This is a genomic window from Bifidobacterium sp. LH_413, assembly GCF_056357015.1.
The window spans coordinates 11,373-29,055 of the sequence record NZ_JBKEVK010000008.1; the positions used below are offsets into that span (position 1 = coordinate 11,373).

General features: G+C 68.3%; 13 protein-coding genes and 4 tRNA genes. 2 read left to right on the forward strand and 15 right to left on the reverse strand.

What is annotated here, in order from left to right; all coding sequences use genetic code 11:
• Positions 1-3: 3 nt before the first annotated feature.
• From AC1AYN_RS09830 to AC1AYN_RS09840, 3 genes are read right to left on the reverse strand one after another with little or no spacing between them, the layout of a single operon-like run.
• The gene (locus AC1AYN_RS09830) at positions 4-645 is read right to left on the reverse strand and encodes an IMPACT family protein (protein WP_476533113.1); all 642 of its coding nucleotides are present in this window, start codon (positions 643-645) and stop codon (positions 4-6) included.
• Complete coding sequence (locus AC1AYN_RS09835) at positions 645-1,706, reverse strand: NAD(P)-dependent oxidoreductase (protein ID WP_476533071.1); 1,062 nt, start codon at positions 1,704-1,706, stop codon at positions 645-647. The genes AC1AYN_RS09830 and AC1AYN_RS09835 overlap by 1 nt, the downstream gene beginning before the upstream one ends.
• A 36-nt stretch (positions 1,707-1,742) precedes the next feature.
• Positions 1,743-3,095 (reverse strand): CapA family protein, encoded by a 1,353-nt coding sequence (locus AC1AYN_RS09840; protein ID WP_476533072.1) that lies wholly within the window; start codon positions 3,093-3,095, stop codon positions 1,743-1,745.
• 316 nt (positions 3,096-3,411) lie between these two features.
• Here AC1AYN_RS09840 and AC1AYN_RS09845 point away from each other — a divergent pair.
• A tRNA-Ser gene (locus AC1AYN_RS09845) sits at positions 3,412-3,502 on the forward strand.
• Positions 3,503-3,838: 336 nt separating this feature from the next.
• Here AC1AYN_RS09845 and AC1AYN_RS09850 read toward each other — a convergent pair.
• The gene (locus AC1AYN_RS09850) at positions 3,839-4,786 is read right to left on the reverse strand and encodes an EamA family transporter (protein ID WP_476533073.1); all 948 of its coding nucleotides are present in this window, start codon (positions 4,784-4,786) and stop codon (positions 3,839-3,841) included.
• A 66-nt stretch (positions 4,787-4,852) separates the two neighbouring features.
• Between AC1AYN_RS09850 and dinB the strand changes: the two genes are divergently transcribed.
• Positions 4,853-6,127 (forward strand): DNA polymerase IV, encoded by a 1,275-nt coding sequence (gene dinB, locus AC1AYN_RS09855; protein ID WP_476533074.1) that lies wholly within the window; start codon positions 4,853-4,855, stop codon positions 6,125-6,127.
• Positions 6,128-6,142: 15 nt separating this feature from the next.
• Here dinB and dapC read toward each other — a convergent pair whose 3' ends face one another.
• The 11 genes from dapC to groES form a co-directional block, all read right to left on the reverse strand.
• A complete protein-coding gene (dapC, locus tag AC1AYN_RS09860; protein WP_476533075.1) occupies positions 6,143-7,315 on the reverse strand; it encodes a succinyldiaminopimelate transaminase in 1,173 nt (390 codons plus the stop codon).
• A 123-nt stretch (positions 7,316-7,438) separates the two neighbouring features.
• A complete protein-coding gene (fdxA, locus tag AC1AYN_RS09865; RefSeq protein WP_034527169.1) occupies positions 7,439-7,762 on the reverse strand; it encodes a ferredoxin in 324 nt (107 codons plus the stop codon).
• Positions 7,763-7,839: 77 nt separating this feature from the next.
• Positions 7,840-9,369 (reverse strand): amino acid permease, encoded by a 1,530-nt coding sequence (locus tag AC1AYN_RS09870; protein ID WP_476502822.1) that lies wholly within the window; start codon positions 9,367-9,369, stop codon positions 7,840-7,842.
• A 105-nt stretch (positions 9,370-9,474) separates the two neighbouring features.
• Complete coding sequence (locus tag AC1AYN_RS09875) at positions 9,475-10,725, reverse strand: UDP-N-acetylmuramate dehydrogenase (protein ID WP_476533076.1); 1,251 nt, start codon at positions 10,723-10,725, stop codon at positions 9,475-9,477.
• 125 nt (positions 10,726-10,850) lie between these two features.
• Positions 10,851-11,018: a 50S ribosomal protein L33 gene (rpmG, locus tag AC1AYN_RS09880; protein ID WP_007053013.1), complete on the reverse strand. Its 168-nt coding sequence runs from the start codon at positions 11,016-11,018 to the stop codon at positions 10,851-10,853.
• Positions 11,019-11,081: 63 nt separating this feature from the next.
• Positions 11,082-11,155 (reverse strand) — tRNA-Met (locus AC1AYN_RS09885).
• Between the two features lie 4 nt (positions 11,156-11,159).
• Positions 11,160-11,231: transfer RNA gene (locus tag AC1AYN_RS09890), tRNA-Thr, on the reverse strand.
• A 1-nt stretch (position 11,232) separates the two neighbouring features.
• Positions 11,233-11,314 (reverse strand) — tRNA-Tyr (locus AC1AYN_RS09895).
• Positions 11,315-11,569: 255 nt separating this feature from the next.
• Complete coding sequence (locus tag AC1AYN_RS09900; protein ID WP_476533114.1) at positions 11,570-16,150, reverse strand: transglutaminaseTgpA domain-containing protein; 4,581 nt, start codon at positions 16,148-16,150, stop codon at positions 11,570-11,572.
• A 128-nt stretch (positions 16,151-16,278) separates the two neighbouring features.
• Positions 16,279-17,229: an AAA family ATPase gene (locus AC1AYN_RS09905; RefSeq protein WP_476533077.1), complete on the reverse strand. Its 951-nt coding sequence runs from the start codon at positions 17,227-17,229 to the stop codon at positions 16,279-16,281.
• Positions 17,230-17,377: 148 nt separating this feature from the next.
• On the reverse strand, positions 17,378-17,671 hold the full coding sequence (groES, locus tag AC1AYN_RS09910; RefSeq protein ID WP_034527158.1) for a co-chaperone GroES: 294 nt from the start codon (positions 17,669-17,671) through the stop codon (positions 17,378-17,380).
• Positions 17,672-17,683: the final 12 nt, after the last annotated feature.

Consider the following 17,683-nt stretch of genomic DNA (forward strand, 5'->3'; position numbering starts at 1 on the left):
GTGTCAGTCCTGCGCGACCGCGCGGTTCACCACGTCGAGCGGCTCCGGCGCGACGGTCGCATTGAACGTCTCGCGCACGAGATCCTCGAATCGCGGAGCTTCGTCGACCGGCAGCGACGCGACGAGCGTCACGTCGGCCGCGTACGTCTCGTCGGACTGCGTGCCGTGCACCGTGGCGAGGATCTGCTGGAACCGTTTGAGCTGCGGGTACTGCAACGCGACGAGGTAGCGCCGGCACGGCACGATCGCCGCCTGCCGCGCCGCCTTCACGGCGATCGACGCACCGGTCGAATACGCGCGGATGAGCCCGCCGGAGCCGAGCAGGATGCCGCCGAAATACCGCGTCACGGCGACCACGCAGTCGGTGAGGTCGTTCGCGCGGATCACGTCGAGGATCGGCTTGCCGGCGGTGCCGGACGGCTCGCCGTCGTCGCTCATGCGCTCCGCCACGCGGCCGTCGGCGCCGCCGCAGACGGCCGCGTAGGCGACATGACGTGATTTCGGATGCCGCTCGCGGATCCGCTCGACGAAGGCGAGCGCCTCGTCGAGCGTCGCGACGTGCGCGGCGTCGCCGATGAACTCGGATTTCTTCTCGACGAACGCGTCGTGCGCGGGCTGGTCCGTCGGGTCGAGGATCGTCCGCATCACGCCTCGCGATCGTGTTCGGAGACGACGACGTTCACGTCGCCGCCCGTGAGGTAGGCGAGCGTGGCGTCCGCCATCTGCCTGGTGAGATCGGCGAACGCGCCGTCGGTGCGCCACGCGACGTGCGGCGTGAGGATCACGTTGTCCATCGCGCGCAACGGGTCGTCGGCGGGCAGCGGCTCCTTGTCGAACACGTCGAGCGCCGCGTGGACGTCGCCGCGCGCGAGACGTTCCGCGAGCGCGCCCGGCGCGATGACCTCGGCGCGCGCCGTGTTGACGAACAACGCGCCGGGCTTGAGGCGTGAGAGATGGTCGGCGGTGACGATGCCGCGCGTCACGCCGTCGATGAGCGGCAGGTGGACGGTGACGACGTCCGAGGCGGCGATGAGCGCGCCGAGGTCGTCGACCGGCGTGACGCCGTACCGCGTGAACCGGTCGACCGGCGTATGCCCGGTCCACCATGCGGACACGTCCATACCGAGCGCCCGTGCGATCCGCGCGACGGCGCCGCCGATGCCGCCGAGGCCGATGATGCCGAGACGGCGGCCGGCGAGCTGCATGCCGTCCGCGAACGGACCGGACCAGCCGCCCGCCTTGACGCCCGCGTCGAGCGCGCCGACATGCCGCGTGAGCTCGAACAGAAGGGCGAACGTGTGTTCGGCGACGGCGGCGTCGCCGTAGTGGACGGCGTTGCAGATGCGCATGCCGAGCTCGCGCGCGAGCGCCAGATCGATGTAGCTGGCGACGCCGGTGCCGGAGAACACGATGCACTTGAGGCCGTCCGCGTGCAGGCGGCGCAGCAGCGCGTCGGAGATGTGCGGACCGCCGTTGAGCATGACGGTCGCGCCGGCCACGCGACTGGCGATGAGGTCCTCGTCCTCGGTGAAGTCGCCGTACATGCGCACGCGGGCGACGTCATGCAGACGTTCCAGCTGCGCGGTGAGCGGCGCGATCATCGAGCCGAGCACGGCGGGCATGACGACGAGCGGCAGGTCGGTGCGCTCCGGCTGCGTGTCGAGGATGATCGGGGATGTGGCGGATGGCGTGTGCGGCATGGTCATGGAGCCTACCTTAGCGCGGGCCGGCGTGGGTGCGCGTCACCGGGTCGCCTGTCGTTCGTCCGTGATGTTCCACTCGCGCACGACGTTCGGGTCGGCGCCCATCGCATAGATGACGTCGGAGATGCGCTGGCGCTGCCTCGCGTCCTCCGTCTCGTTCCAGCACACGCCGTCCGGATGGTCGGAGGAGATCGGGCACCACACGTATTGGCCCTGCCGCATGTTCGCGGTGGGCAGCCAGTCGATGCGGCTCACGCGCCACGACCCCTTGACGCCCTTCTTGCCGGCGAACTGGACGCGCGCGGTGACGCCCTGGTTGTTCACCTCGTTGCCGGGGATGTACGAGGTGACGGTGACCGCGTTGCCGAGACCGTAGACGATCCACGTGCCGTTGTAATGCTCGATCGGCTGCGCGCAATGGCATCCGGCGCCATAGATCACGTCGAACGCGCCCGTATCGGCGAGCTCGTGCGCCTCGGACACCTGCCAGGAATCCGCGTAGTCGAGGTACTCCTGCACCGAGTGCATGGCGATGGCGACCACGTCGGCGCCCTGTTCGCGCGCCTTGTCCGCCTTGTCGACCGCGCGTTGGATGTCGGAATCATGGTGCGGGTCGCCGCTTTCGCGCAGACGGTCCACCCGCCAATCCTGGTCGGCGGTCTGGCCGTTAAGCGAGACAGTGCCGGTGACGAGGCCCAGCTTGCCGCCGCCGGTCGGCGAGTCGATGACGAGCGGCTTGACGGAATCCGCCTCGGTCTTGTACGAGCCGGTCTGGGCGATGCCCAGCGAGTCGAGCGTGTCCCACAGGCGCGCGATGCCGTCGGAGCCCTGGTCCCACGAATGGTTCGTGGCGTGCGTGCACGCATCGTAGCCGACGTGCTTGGCGGCGTCCGCCACCTCGGGAGGGACGTTGAAGACCGGGTACGCGGAGTAGGGGCCGCCGCGCGGGGCGATCGGCGTCTCGAACTCGCATACCGCGATGTCGGAGGCCTGGATGTACTTCCTCATCGGCTCGAACAGCGGGTCGAAGTCGAACGCGGTGCCGTCGGTGGCCGTGGTGTCCGGGCCGGCGAAATGCTCCCACAGGCCCTCGTGGAACAGCAGGTCGCCGTTGACGAGCATCGCGATGCAGTCCGTGTCCGGGCAGTCCGGGGAATTGCCGTGATGCTCGGCGGCGGGCTTGGGCACGGCCTGCCTGGTCCGGGATTCCGTGGATTCCGCCGCTTCCGGCGTCTCCCCGACCGCGCCGATCCGGCCGGTGGATACCGCCCACGCGCCTCCACTGAACGTGAGCACGATCGCCGCGACCAGCGCGACGACCACGATGGTCCTGACGTGTGACGGTCCGCTGGACGGCGGCGTATGACGACCGACGCCGTTGATGTGTCTCATGGCTGCTCTGCCTTTCTTCTCCCGCTCTTTCCGTCGAGGATACCGCCGCCCATGCCGCCACGGGGATTGCCGTGGGAACCGGGTGTCGCGCGACGTTTGGGGATAGAATGGCCCGCAGGAGACGGACGGACAATGGCGTACCTCCGGCTCCGCCTATATGCATGCGACGCAGTATGCGACACATGACGCACGATGGCGGTGCCGGAGGTTCCCTGTCAGTATGTGGGTATGCGAAAATCATGGATTTTGTGAATACGGCGGGTCGCATCCGAGGGGTGGTGTATAGTTTCATGCTGTTGTGTTCATGACACAATGTGGAGTGATGCCTGAGTGGCCGAAAGGGGCACCCTGCTAAGGTGTTAGCTGCTTTGAGCGGCTCGGGGGTTCGAATCCCCCTCACTCCGCCACCAAGGGATTCACGGGTTCACGTGAATCCCTTTTTTCATGCCGAAAACGGGGGACGGTGCGGGGTACATAGCGGGGTAACGAAATCGATTCAGCTCCCATGTCGCGTTACAAGGGGTACATTATGGTCATTCCCAACACGTATCCGTGTTACAAGGGGTACCTGATCATGGACATCCTGAGTATGCGAGGCTTGAAACCAATGATCATGCGCCGGAAACCGAACCGATGGCACCCCTCGTAAGCCAAATGGATGTCCGCGGATGGCCCCGTTGCACAGACCATCTCATCCGGGGCAAAAGGATTCCGCGTCGCCGGCGTCGTCGGCCGCAGTGCGATCAGCGGCCCGGGGCGGGGGCCTTGTCTCCGGAGAAGGTGATGACGACGGCCAGAATCACCAACGCGACGCCGGCCATCTCGCCGAATCCGGGTACCTCCCCCAATACCAGGCCGACGGCGATGGCGACGGCCGGGTTGATGGACTGCATGACGGAGAACGTGGCGGGCGTGACACGACGCAGCGTCACCTGCTCGATGACATACGGGACGAACGAGGCGAGGAACGACACGAGGAACAGCAGCGCGAACAGTTTCAACGGGCCGCCGGGAGCCGCCGCCCATGTGGCCGTCGCCTTGGGATGGACGAGGTACGTGACGGCCGGGACGCCGAGGAACAGCGACTGCACCGCCCAGCCGATCGTGACGGCGACGCACAGGTTGTCGAGCGAGTTGCCGCCCGCGGCGATGCGTCTGCCGGCCACGATGTACACGCCCCACATCGACCCGCCGATGAGGATCGCGATCAGACCGACGAGGAACCTGCCGCCGCTCTCCGGATCCGAGAGCGAGATGCCGGCGAGCAGGACCACGCCGATTGCGGCGATGCCGATGCCGAGCCGTTCACGCCAGCTGCGACCGGTGACCACGGCGACCGACAACGGTCCGAGGAACTCGAGGGAGACGGCGATGCCCAGATCCATGTTGGAGATCGCCACATAGAACATCGTGTTCATCAGCGCGAGCGAGACGCCGAACAGCACCACCAACCCCCAGCCACGCGCATCATGGCGGAGCAGCGCCGCACGTTTGTCGGCCCGCCACGGACGCCGCCACAACAGCATCAGCACGGCCATGAATCCGACACGGTACCACACGGCGTACAGCGGGTCGAGCTGGGTGAACGCGAGCTTCGCGACGGCGGTCGCACTGTAGATGACGATCGCCTCGCACACGACGATGGCGACCACCGGCACATGGTTCAGCGCATTCACAACCACTCGCTTCATATCCCCTACGGTAATATCCCCCACGGCAATATCCCGACCCGCCACGCACGACCGTAGAATGGCGGTATGAGCACCGCACCGAGACTGGCCGCCGCGAAACGCGATTGGGGGCATGACGAGACCGGATGCACGGTGCTGCACATCGACATGGACGCGTTCTACGCCTCGCTCGAGGTGGCGCGTCACCCCGAACTCACGGGCAGGCCGGTGATCATCGGCACGGGGCCGCGTTCGGTGGTGTCCGCCGCGAGCTACGAGGCGCGACGCTACGGCATCAACTCGGCGATGCCGTCCGCCCGCGCGCGGCAGCTGTGCCCGGACGGCGTGTTCCTCCCTGTGGACATGCGCTACTACCGCGCGGTCTCGCACAGGATCATGACCGAGGTGTTCCACGCCGTGACCGACCGGGTGGAACAGGTGTCGGTGGACGAGGGCTACATGGACGTCTCAGGCGCGCTGCTCGCATGGAAGCGGCCGACGGCGATCGGCGCATGGATCCGCGCCGAAGTGGAGCGCCGCTTCCACGTGACCTGCTCGGTGGGCGTCGCGGCGAACAAGCTCGTCGCGAAGATGGCGTCGACGAACGCGAAACCGAACGGCATGCTACTCATCCCCGCCGCCCGGTCCGCCGAGTTCGTGCAGATGATGCCGTTGCGTGGCATCCCCGGCATCGGGCCGTCGTTGGAGAAGCGCCTCAACGCGTGGGGCGTGGATTCGGTGGCCGATCTGGCGGCGATGAGTCCCCGGGCCTTGGAGCAGGCGACCGGTTCGGTCGCGGCGGCTCGCGGATTGTGGATGGCGTCGCATGGTCTCGACGAACGCACGGTCACGCCGGTGCGCGAGGAGAAGTCGGTCGGCTCGGAGGAGACGCTGCTGAAGGACACCACCGATCAGCGCGTCGTGCTCAGGCTGCTGCGCGAGGCGTGCGACGAGGTGGCCGGAACGTTGCGCCGCAAAGGGTTCGTGGCGCGCACGGTGACGGTGAAACTGCGGTTCGCGGATCTGAGCTACCGGACGCGGTCGCGGACGCTGGAACGCCCGGTGGACACGGCGGGCGCGTTGTATCCGGTGTGCGTGCGGCTGCTGCACGGGATGCTGGGGATGCCCGAAGATTCCTCCCCCGACGCGCCGCTGCCGAAGCTCATCCGGTTGGCGGGGATGAGCGCGAGCGGACTGGGAGCCGCCGCCGCGAGCACCGTGCAGCCGTCACTGGACGACATGCTCGAAGAGGCGACGAGCGCCGACGCGAGCACCGTCTCGGACCGGCAGCGCCGCGCGGAGAGCGCGCTGGACGAAGTGCGCCGGAGGTTCGGAAAAGGCGCGGCCCGGTTCGGCGCGTGAGTAACCGGAAAGAACTCAGGCGGCGAGGCGGGCGCAGGCGGCTTCGATCGCCTCGTCGGTGGCGGTGGCGGAGAAGCGCAGAAAGGCAGGGGCTCCGTAGAATTCGCCGGGGCTGGCGATGATGCCGAGCTTCGCGAGATCGGCCATGTCCGTCCAGCAGTCGCCGGACTTGGCCTTCACCCACACGTAGAGCGCGCCGTCGGGCATCGCCGCGTCGTACCCGTACGCGCGCAGCGCGGCGACGAGCTTCGACAGGCGCGTGCGGTAGCGCTGCCATTGCACGCGCACCGCTTCGACGTCGCGCAGGCCCGCGGCCATCGCGGCCTGGACGGGTCCGGGGATGATCTCGCCGATCTGCTTGCGGTACTCGGCCATCTCGGTGACGAGACGGTAGTCGCCGGCGATGAGCGCGGTGCGGTAGCCGGCCATGTTGCTCTGCTTGGACAGCGAATACAGCACGAGGATGCCGTCGGCGCTGCCCTCGCACACCTGCGGGCTCAGCGCGCACGGCGCGGCGGACAGGCTGAACGCGTCCGCCGAGGCGGGCTCGTTGGAGTCGGCGGCCCCACGGCTCGCGCGCCAGTCCATCAGCGCATAACATTCGTCAGACAGGACGACCGCGCCGATCGCGCGCGCCGCCGCGACGATGCCGACGAGCCAGTCGGCGCCGAGCACATCGCCGGAAGGATTGCACGGCGAGTTCACCCACACGGCCTTCACGCCCGGCACGTTGCGCCACGAGTCCACGTCGGCGACGTCGTCGACCTTGAGCACGGTGGCGCCGGCCAGCTGCGTGCCGATCTCGTACGTCGGATAGGAGACCTTCGGCTGGACGACCACGTCGCCCGGGCCGAGGTGCAGCAGCGACGCCATCAGCGCGACGCCCTCCTTCGATCCGACGGTGGGCACGACGGCCGCGTTGACGGCTTTCAGGTCCACGCCGCGCAGGTGGCGGAACCAGCCGTCGATCGCGTCGCGCAGGTCGCGCGTGCCGATGGTCGCCGGATAGCCGTGCGCGTTCGCCGCGTCCGCCGCCGCGGCGAGCGCGTCGCGCACGCTGGCGGGCACCGGGTCGACCGGCGAGCCGACGGACAGGTCGATCATGCCGCCGCCGACCGCCTTCGCGGTGGTCTTGTAGCCGGCGATGCGCGACCAGTCGTATGGCGAGGAGTAGGTGTGAAAGCCCATGGTGATGCCTCTCCGGGGAGAACCCCGCTCAGTCGGCGAAGCCGACGACTCCCCCTGGGAAAGGGGGAGCATGATAAAAACAACGATGACTCCCCGGGAGCGGGGAGTCATCCAATCAATCGGTCAGTCCTGGTTCTGCGGGGGCAGGGCGGCGACCTGCGCCGGATCCTTGCCGATCGGACCGTGAGCGGAGGCGCCACCGAAATCGCCGACCTCGGCGAAGAAGTTGGCGGCGGCGTCCTTGTACCAAGCCCATTCCTCCGGCAGGTCATCCTCGTAGAAGATGGCCTCGGTGGGGCACACCGGCTCGCACGCGCCGCAGTCGACGCACTCATTCGGGTTGATGTACAGGGAACGATCGCCCTCGTAGATGCAGTCGACCGGGCACTCGTCCACGCAGGCCTTGTCCTTCACGTCCACGCAAGGCTGGGCGACAACGTACGGCATGGGATTCTCCTTAGAACACGTTCCTGACTACTCTGACCGTCCAGTCTAGGCGCGTGCGGGGACGGTTTGACACTCCGTCAGTCGGTGTTGATGGCCTTGTCGGTCTCCTCGGAGAGCGTCTCGGTGAGCGCTCCCCTGCCGAGGCGGGCATGCCAGTAGCCGTAGCCGAAGTAAATCGCGAAGCCGATGACCAGCCACACGACGAAACGCAGCCAGGTGAGCACGGACAGGTTGAGCATCAGCCACAGGTTGGCGACGGCGATGAGGATCGGCACCCACGGGTTGCCGGGCATCTTGAACGCACGCGGCAGTTCGGGGCGGCGCGCGCGCATGATCGGCACGGAGATCGCGACCAGCGTGAACGCGGAGAGCGTGCCGATGTTCACCATGTCGGCGAGCACGCCGATGTCGAAGCAGGCGGCGACGAGCGCGACGACCACGCCGACGCCGATCTGCAGCGCGACCGGGGTGCCGTGCCTGCCCGTCTTGGACAGGCCGCGCGGCAGCAGACCGTCGCGGCTCATCGCGAACACGATGCGCGTGAGGCCCAGCAGCAGCACCATGACCACGGTGGCGAGGCCCAGCACGATGCCGAAGCTGATGATCTTCGCCGCCCAGTTCGCGCCGACCAGCTCGAACGCGGTGGCGAGCGACGGGCTGTCCTGCTTGGCGAGGTCCTTGTAGGAGACCATGCCGGTGGTGACGAACGCGACGAGCATGTACATCACGATGATGAGGCCCATGCCCACGCCGATGCCGAGCGGCACGTTCCTGTGCGGGTTCACGGTCTCCTCGGAGGCGGTGGCGACCACGTCGAAGCCGAGGAACGCGAAGAACACGAGCGCCGCGCCGGACAGGATGCCGGGCACGCCGTACACGCTCGGGACCATGCCGGTCGCCCACTGCCACAGCGGCTGGTTGAGCACGTCGGCGGCGACGGAGCTGCCGGGCAGGGAGTCGGCGGGCTGGCTCGGCGGGATGAACGGCGTGAAGTTCGACATCTTCACGTAGAAGAATCCGACGACCACGACGAACAGGACGATCGCGATCTTGAGGACGGTCATCGCGCCATCGACGCGGGCGCCGATCTTCGTGCCGAACACGAGCAGCGTGGTGAAGAACGCGACGATGATGATCGGCGCGATGTCGATGTGGAACGAGCCGAACGTCAGATTCGTGTCGACGCCCCAGCCCATGAGGTGGAAGAAGTCGTCCAGGTAGACGCCCCAGTATTTGGAGATCACCGAACCGGCCATCATCATCTCGAGGATGAGGTCCCAGCCGATGATCCACGCGACGACCTCGCCGACGGTGGTGTACGTGAACGTGTACGCGGAGCCGGCCACCGGGATCATCGAGGCGAATTCGGCGTAGCACATGACGGCCGCGCCGCACACGACGCCGGCGATGAGGAAGCTGATGATGACGGCCGGACCCGCGTGGAAGGCGGCGGCCTGCGCGCCCACGGAGAAGATGCCGGCGCCGACGGCGACGGCGACGCCCATGATGGACAGATCCCACCACGTGAGGTTGCGCTTGAGCGTGCGACCCTCTTCGCCGGTCTCGGCGATGGTCTGCTCGACGGATTTCGTTCGGAATATCTGCATGGTGCTGGGACCTTCTTGTCTCTCCGGTTAGGTTCAACGGCATAGTATATGCCCACCGGATTGCGACGCGAAGGCCCTTTCCCCACATTCGGGACGCGACGCCGGTCAGGGGCGCAGGTCGATGCCGATGCACACGGGTTCGGGCACGAGCGCCACGCCGAACCGTTCCTTCACGCCCTGCTGGATGGTCTTGGCGAGGGCGACGACATCCGACGCCGTGGCGTCCCCGCGGTTCGTCAGGGCGAGCGTATGGTGCGTGGACAGGCTCGCCGGCGCGGCCGGCCCCGCGGTCTCCGAGCCGTCCGGCTCCCCCACGGCGAATCCCTTGTGGAATCCGGCGTGATCGATGAGCCATGCGGCGGAGGTCTTCACGCCGGGCGTGCCGTCAGGCAGCACGGCGGCGAAGCGCGGCGCGTCCTCGGGCAGGCGCGCGGCCTCGGCTTCGGGCAGGATCGGGTTCATGAAGAACGATCCGCAGCTGTGTCGGTCCCAGTCGGGCGCGGGCAGGCCGGAGCCGTCGTCGGCCGGCATGGCGGCCGCGGCGAGGCGCTTCAGGTCGGCGATGATGTTGCCTTCGCGCTTCGTGTCGGACATGACCGGCAGGGCGTAGCGGGTCGGATCCTCAAGCATGCCCTTGGAGGCGCGCACCTCGAGCACCGCGTCGCGGATGGCGGTGGTGGCCATGCGCGCGCCCACCTCGACGCCGAGCGCCTTCGCCAGCTGGCCGAATCCGACCGTGCCTTCGGCGCTGTGGCGCAGCGCGAACGTGACGGACAGCACCACGTAGCGCGGCGTCGGGAAGAAGCGGTCGGCCGGCGTGGCGGGGGCCGCGTACATGCTCGACTTCAAGGCGGAGGAACGGTAGCCGAACTTGAGGTCGGCAGGGAGCAGGTCGCGCGTGGTCTTCGTCTCGCGGTCCCACACCTCCACCGATTCGACGGACGTGGCGACCTCCTGGCCGTAGGCGCCGATGTTCTGCACGACGGACGCGCCCACCGTGCCGGGGATGCCGGACAGGCCCTCGACGCCCTCCAGGCCGAGTTCCACGGTGAAGGCGACGAAATCGTCCCAGTTGGCGCCCGCCTCCGCGTTCACGTGCACGGTGCGGTCGCCTCCCTCGACGGGGGCCGCCTCGTCGGGCACGGTGATGCGGCGGCGCGCGTCGCGCACGACGACGCCGGGGAACGGCTCGTCGGAGACGAGCATGTTGGAGCCGCCGCCGATGACGCACAGGGGCAGTCCATGCCCGTCCGCCCCTTCGACGGCCTCGATGACGCCGACACGCGTGGTCGGTTCGACGAAACGGGCGATCTCGCCGCCCACACCGATCGTGGTGATCTCTGCAAAGCTGGTCATAGTTGCCTATCCTATCCGCGGCTTGGCGGGCTCGCCCGCAAGCGGCATGAACAAAGCGGGAAAAACCTCCGGGAATACGAAAAGACCCGGCCATACGGTCGGGTCTTCGCAAATCTCGAATGCGCTCAGCGGGTCTCGCGGTGCACGGTCTGCTTGCCGCAACGCGGGCAGAACTTCTTCAGCTCGAGACGGTCGGGCGTGTTACGACGGTTCTTCGTCGTGATGTAGTTGCGCTCCTTGCACTCGGTGCAGGCCAGCGTGATGCCCGGACGGATGTCGGCGCTCTTAGCCATTGTCATTCACCTCTGTGTTTTACTAGGTATAATATGCGCCCACCGGTTGGTGGGCGCGATTTGTAGCGAGGAAGAGGCTCGAACTCTTGACCTTACGATTATGAGTCGTACGCTCTAGCCAGCTGAGCTACCCCGCCAGAGAGCCCCGAGTGAGAATTGGACTCACGACCTCTTCCTTACCAAGGAAGTGCTCTACCACTGAGCTATCGGGGCGTGGCGGATAGTGGATTCGAACCACTGAAGCACGAAGCGGCTGATTTACAGTCAGCTCCCTTTGACCGCTTGGGAAATCCGCCAGTCTCTGTTTCCCTCCGAGGTCTTGACCTCGTCAGGCAACTCGAACATCATGCCACGGGATTCCCGGTCGCGCAACCCGGACATGGCGAACACCCCGCGAAATCACCCGCCATATACGTCATAATCGTTGGAATTCCAACGAAACAAGGACGTGCAACTTTTCGGCTTCATCGGCGTGTCGCGACGCCGTTTCCGGGGTTCCGGCACCGAATCAGGACGTCGGAAAGCCGCCCGAACCACTTCCGAAATCCCGTTCATCGGCGTGTCGCCGCGAACAGCGCATCGAGTCCGTCGGCCAGACCATCGACCGGAGGCGCGCCACCGCCGAACGCGACCGAATCGGCGGCGCGGGCCACCCGGAGAATCACGGCGCGATGCCCGCGATCGTCATCCGACCCTCCCGGCCATACGGCGGCGACGCGATCGGCGATCATCAGGTCGGTGGCGGCGTCATCCCATCGTGCACCGGCCGCACGCCCCTCGCGACGGATCTCGGCCCACGCCATACGCCACGCGGCCGCACGCGACGCGGCGGACGCGGCGGCATCGCCATCACCGGAATCATCGCCACCGGAACCGCCGCTGGAAGCGGACTCGGCGCGGCGCGCGGCGGCGATGCAACGCCGGCGACGCCAGGCGCGTACGGCGCGAGGCGCGGCCACGCACGCGACGAGCGCCGCCGCGGCCACGCCGACGGCGAGCGCGACACGCCACCGGACCGGCAACGCCGCGAACCATGCCGCGGGCCGTGCGAGCCAGACGGGCGGACCGGACACCTCGGACGAACCGCCCGTATCCCTGTCGCGGGAGACGGTGTCGTCGGATTTCGCGGACGCGCCGCCGTCCGCGCCGTTCCGTCGCGTGGACGCGCCGTCGTTCCCCGTCGTATCGAATTCGGTGATGGCGGACCCGTCGTCGCCGGTCAACGCGCCCGAGGAGCCGGCGGACGAACCGTCGGACGCGGCTGGTGAACCGTCGGACGTCAGCATGCCGTTCTCCTCGCTCGGCGGCGTCACGTCGAACGGCACCCAGCCGACGCCGTCCAGATACGCCTCGACCCACGCGTGCAACTGACGCGACGCCACCGGGAAATAGCCGTCGGCATCGCGCGCGTTCGTGCCCGCGTTGTAGCCGAGCACGATGCGCGTCGACACGCCCAGCGCGCGCCCGAGCACGGCGAGCGCGGCGGCGTAGTGCTGGCAGTAGCCGGCATGGCCGGTGTCGGGGTCGAGGAAGTCGTCGACGACCTGCATGTTGGAGCGGCCGTCGCCGTCCGGCGCATCCAGCGAATACGTGAAATGGTTGGCCTTGTCGGCGAAATACCCGACGAGCCAGCGCATGGCGCGCATCTGCTCGTCGTAGGTCCCGGCCTTCGCGGCGACGCCGTCCGCGCGCGCCCGGCGCACGACGGCGCGCACGTTGGCCGGCAGCGACTTCGGCAGGGACGTGTAGCGGCCCGCTCGGGCCTCCTCGTCGGAGGCGGCGACCATGGCGAGGATGCGGCGCGCCATGCGGCGGTCGTCAGCGGCGGAGCCCGCCTCCACGGCGATGGACATGGTGGTGTCGGATTGGAAGAGGATGGTGATGGCGTTCTGCGCCCAGACGGTCGACGCGCCGGCCCCGGACCTGCCGTCGATCGACGGCGACGAACCGCGCGCGCCGTCGGAAGAGCCGTCGGAAGAGCCGTCGGAAGAGCCGTCGGAGCCGGTCATGTTCGTGAGGGGCATCACGAGGGTCACGGCGTCGCCGTTCTCGGAGAAGCCGTAGACGATGCCGGCGCCGTCGGCACCGTATCGCGCCTCGAATGCGTCGTCGAAGGCGATGTGGGAGGGATGCTGGGAGTATCGGCCCGCGGAAGGCGTCGTCGTCCCGCCGCCCCACACACGGTCATTGTCCTGCTCGCCGGAGAACGCCATGCTGTAGGCGCTCACCTTGCCGATGCGCGTGCCGTCGGGGGCGCTCACGACGCCATCGACGTCGATGGAGGCGCGGATCACGGCGAACCCATCGCGTGTCTCTCCCAATCCCGAATCGGCGATTGTGCGACGCGCCTCAAGCCAGCCGGCGAGTTGGCCGCCGGAATCGTCGCGCTGCCGCTCCAGCGCGGCGACGACCTCGCGCACCGGATCGAGCTCGGAGAATCCGGACGCCGACGAGATGGGATCCAGATACGTGCCGGACACGGCGTACCGCATGCCCGACGATGTCGCATCGGTGCGGTTGACCATGCTGCCGTCACGGTAGCGCAGCCATGAGGAGCCGACGCCGTTCGCCCCGTTGGCGATGCCGGGGACCGGCAGGAAACGGGAGCGCAGCGTGTCGATGCGCACGTTCGCGGTCGTCTCGTAGCGTTCGAGCGTGCGTTCGTCGATGCGGGTGGCGTCAGTGCCGTCGGTGCCGTCAGTGGCGGTGCCCGTGCCGGAGGCGGACGCGGTGTAGCCGGCGTAGCCGAGCAGCCACGCGTAGATGCCGATCGGGTCGCCGGCGCGGCGCTGCTCCATCGTGAGCTCGTCGGACTCGTCGCGGCCGAGACGGATACCCGAGCCGTACAGACCGGCGTCGATGGCGAGCTCCCGGTCGTAGCCCCACGTGTCGCCATCGAACGCGTCGAGTGTGGTGAGCTTCAGGTACAGGCGGCGGTCGGCGGAATAGCCGAGCACGACCGAATCCGAACCGGCGTCGATGTTGCGTTTCAGGTCGATGAGCGGGCTGACCGTGTTCGATGAGAACATGCCGCCGCCCTCGCCGATCGACAACGGCACCCGGTAGGCGAGGGTCTCGGCGGCAGGGGTGCCGGCCAAGGTGACGGCCATGACCAGAAGCGCGGCGAATGCGGCGCGCAGGGTCCGTGCCGGCTCCGAGGGGACGGGTGCGGCGGCGGCCGGCACGTTGCAGGCGGCGGCCGCCGTCGCGGATGCGGGATTTGAACCGGGATTTGAACCGGGATTTGAATCGGGATTTGAATCGGGACCTGAACCGGAGCGAGGACGGGACGCCGACGCCCACACGCTCATCGGGAAGGCGGCGGCGAGCAGGGCGACCGCCCACCAGGGGGCGACATGGCCGAGCATCGCGGAGTCGGCGGCGAGCGCGACGACGGGGAGGACGGCGAGCGACGGGACGGCCGGACGCCACAGGAGCAGGCAGCGGATGAGGACGGCGGCCGCGAAGACGACGAGGATCAGCAGGATGTCGGACGCCGGAACGACCTTCAATGGCGGCAGCTGGCGGTCGAGCCGGTCGAATCCGACGGACAGCGCGTCGACGAAGCGGGTCGGGAATCCGGCAAGACCGTCCTGCACGCCCGAGCCCGTAGCGGCCGCACCGCCTGTGCCACCCGCACCGGAGCCGCCTCCCGCCGAGCCGGATACGTCGCGCAATCGCGCAACGACCAGTACGACGGCCGTGATTCCCGCCGCGAAGGCGAAAGCCGACACGCGGATCAGGGAGGATCGGACCGGGTGTCCGGACGGCACCGGCACGGTCGAGGCGAGAACGGCGGCGGCGAGTGCCCCGGCGGCGAACCATATCCACCAGCCCGTGGGTTCCACAAGCCCGACGAGCGCCTTGAGCATGACGCCGAAGTACGTCAACAGGGCGAGCGAGGCGACGATTCGGGGCGTCCGCAGGGCCGTACGCGGTCCGATGGGGCGGATCCGCTTGGTTTCGAGGTGAACCTGTGGAGTTCGGGAGGAGACCTGCATGGTTTCGGGTCGAACGTGCGGGGTTTCGGACCCTTCCTGCGTAATCACGACCCGTTCCTGCGGGGTGGGGTCGAGTACACGCACCGAGGCGGCGAGCGACGAGCGGCGCAGGGCATCCGCCAAACCGTTGGAATCACCGGCATCGCAGACCAACACCCCGACTGACCCGGAACGGCGCCGGACGATGTTTCCCACCGACGCCGTGCATGTCGCCGCGGAAATGCTGCATGTTGCCCGCGGAATCGTGCAGGTTGCGCCCCGGACCATGCACATACGCCTGAGGACCATACACGCTCGGGCAAGAACCATACACACTCGTTCGCGGAGACGCCCGCGGAGCCGATCGCGGCCACGCGCATCACCCCGCCCGCCGACCGGACGCGCGGCGGCCAGGAACCGCAGGACCGCCCGCTCTCCTTCGGCCACATGGACGCTGTCGGTGGCCGCCACGTCCATGCCGCGACCCATGCCGTGGCATGCCTGCGCATACGGCAGCAACGCGGCGACCGCACCGTCGAGCCGCCGCGCGTCCACGCCGTCCGAACCGTCCACGTTCACGACCAGCAGCAGCGTGGCGCGCTCGTTTCCCTCGCTCTCACGGGTCATCAGCTTGCCGCGACGGGCGCTGTGCCGCCATGCGATCCGTCTGATCGGGTCGCCGGGCTCGTAGCCGCGCACGGCCCCCGAATCCTCCGCATCCCTCAGGGCGACGGTCCGCCCGGAGACGACGGCGCCCGTCTCCCGCGCGGCCGCATCCGCCGCCTCGGGCAGCACCATCGTCTCCCCCGCGGCGGCGACGCGACGACGCACCACGAACAGGCCGAACGGCGAGCGCCAGCGCAGCAGCGTGCCGATTCGCCGGTACAGGCCGCGTTCACGGGGCAACGCGCCCGCCCATCGGTCGACGACGTTCCCGTATTGGTCGAGGCGCTCATACAACGCTGTGACCGTCACCTCGGACGGCAGCAACAGCCACGGCGATCGTGCCGTGTCCCCGCGCCCGATTATCGCCCACTGGACCACCGCGGCGGACAGCGACAGCACGATCATCGAGACGGCCACGATGACCGTGGCCATCAGCGTGCGCTCGTCCAACAGCAATCCCGCATAGCAGGCGAGCGCGCCGAACACGGCCAATGCCAGGCAGGCGGCCGTGGGACGGATCAGACCATGATGGCGAAGGTCCCACAGGTCAAGCCGCGGAATATGCTGCCGGGCGATTCCCCTCCCCCACTCCGAACGCCCCGGCCGCCGCATGGTCATGCCCTCGGGACCGCGGTGCCGCGCACCACGTCGGCGACGACGGCGCGCGCCCGTTCCAGTGCGCCGTCGGCATACCTCATGCCGGTCTCGTCGAGCACGAGCCGGTGGGCGAGTACGGGCACGGCGAGCGTACGCACGTCGTCGGGCAGCACGTAGGAGCGTCCGTCGATGAACGCACGGGCGCGGGCCATCGCGGCGAGCGCGAGACTGGCGCGCGGCGATGCGCCGTAGCGCACGCCGTCGCGCCCGCGCGTGGCCTGCGTGATGGCGACGATATAGTCGGCGACCGGACGTTCGAGCGTCACTTCGCGAGCCTTGCAGCGGACTGCAGCCGCCTCGGCGGCGGAGCAGACGCGGTCCACGCGGTCGAGCGGATGCGACCAGTCGCCGGCGGTGAGCATCAGCGCCTCGGCTTCGGCGGTCGGGTAGCCGAATGCCGTGCAGGTCATGAACCGGTCGAGTTGCGCTTCCGGCAGCGGATAGGTGCCTTCCAGCTCGATCGGGTTCTGCGTGGCGATGACGAAGTACGGGTCGGGCAGCGGGTGGGTTTCGCCGTCGACGCTCACTTGGCGTTCGTTCATCGCCTCGAGCATGGCCGATTGGGTCTTCGGGTTGGCGCGGTTGATCTCGTCGGCGATGACGATGTTCGCGAACAGGGGGCCTGGGTGGAAGACGAACCGGCTTTCGCCCTGCGACCAGATGCTCACGCCGGTCAGATCGCCGGGCAGCATGTCGGGGGTGAATTGGATGCGGCTGACCTCGCCGTCGATGGCGCGGGCGAACGCGCGGGCGAGCGTGGTCTTGCCGACGCCCGGCACGTCTTCGAGCAGCAGATGGCCGCCGGCGACGAACGTGAGGACGGCGAGTTCGATGACGTCCGGCGGGCAGGACAAGGCGTCGCGGAGCATCGCGGCGATGCGCGAGGGGATGCCGGGCGTGTCTATCATGGCTGCGCTCCTTCGACGGGGGCTCGAATCCGCGTCCAGTGTACGGCCGGCGGGCATGGCGTCTCAAATACGCTGCGAGCGGATACGAGAAAAGCCCCGGCAATCCGCCGGGGCTTTCGCAATCGATATACGCGTATGCGCGGGTGTCTCAGCCGAGGATGGCGAGCACGTCGCGGGCGCCGATGATGAGGTAGTCCTCACCCTCGTAGTGCACTTCGGTGCCGCCGTACTTGGAGTACAGGACCTTGTCGCCGACCTTGACGTCGACCGGGATGCGCTCGCCCTTGTCATCGCGACGGCCCGGGCCGACGGCGAGGACTTCGCCCTGCTGCGGCTTCTCCTTGGCGTTGTCCGGGATGTACAGACCGGACGCGGTCTGGGTCTCGGCCTCGGCCTGCTTGACGATGATCTTGTCTTCCAGCGGTGTGAGCTTGATCGACACTGTGGGTCACCT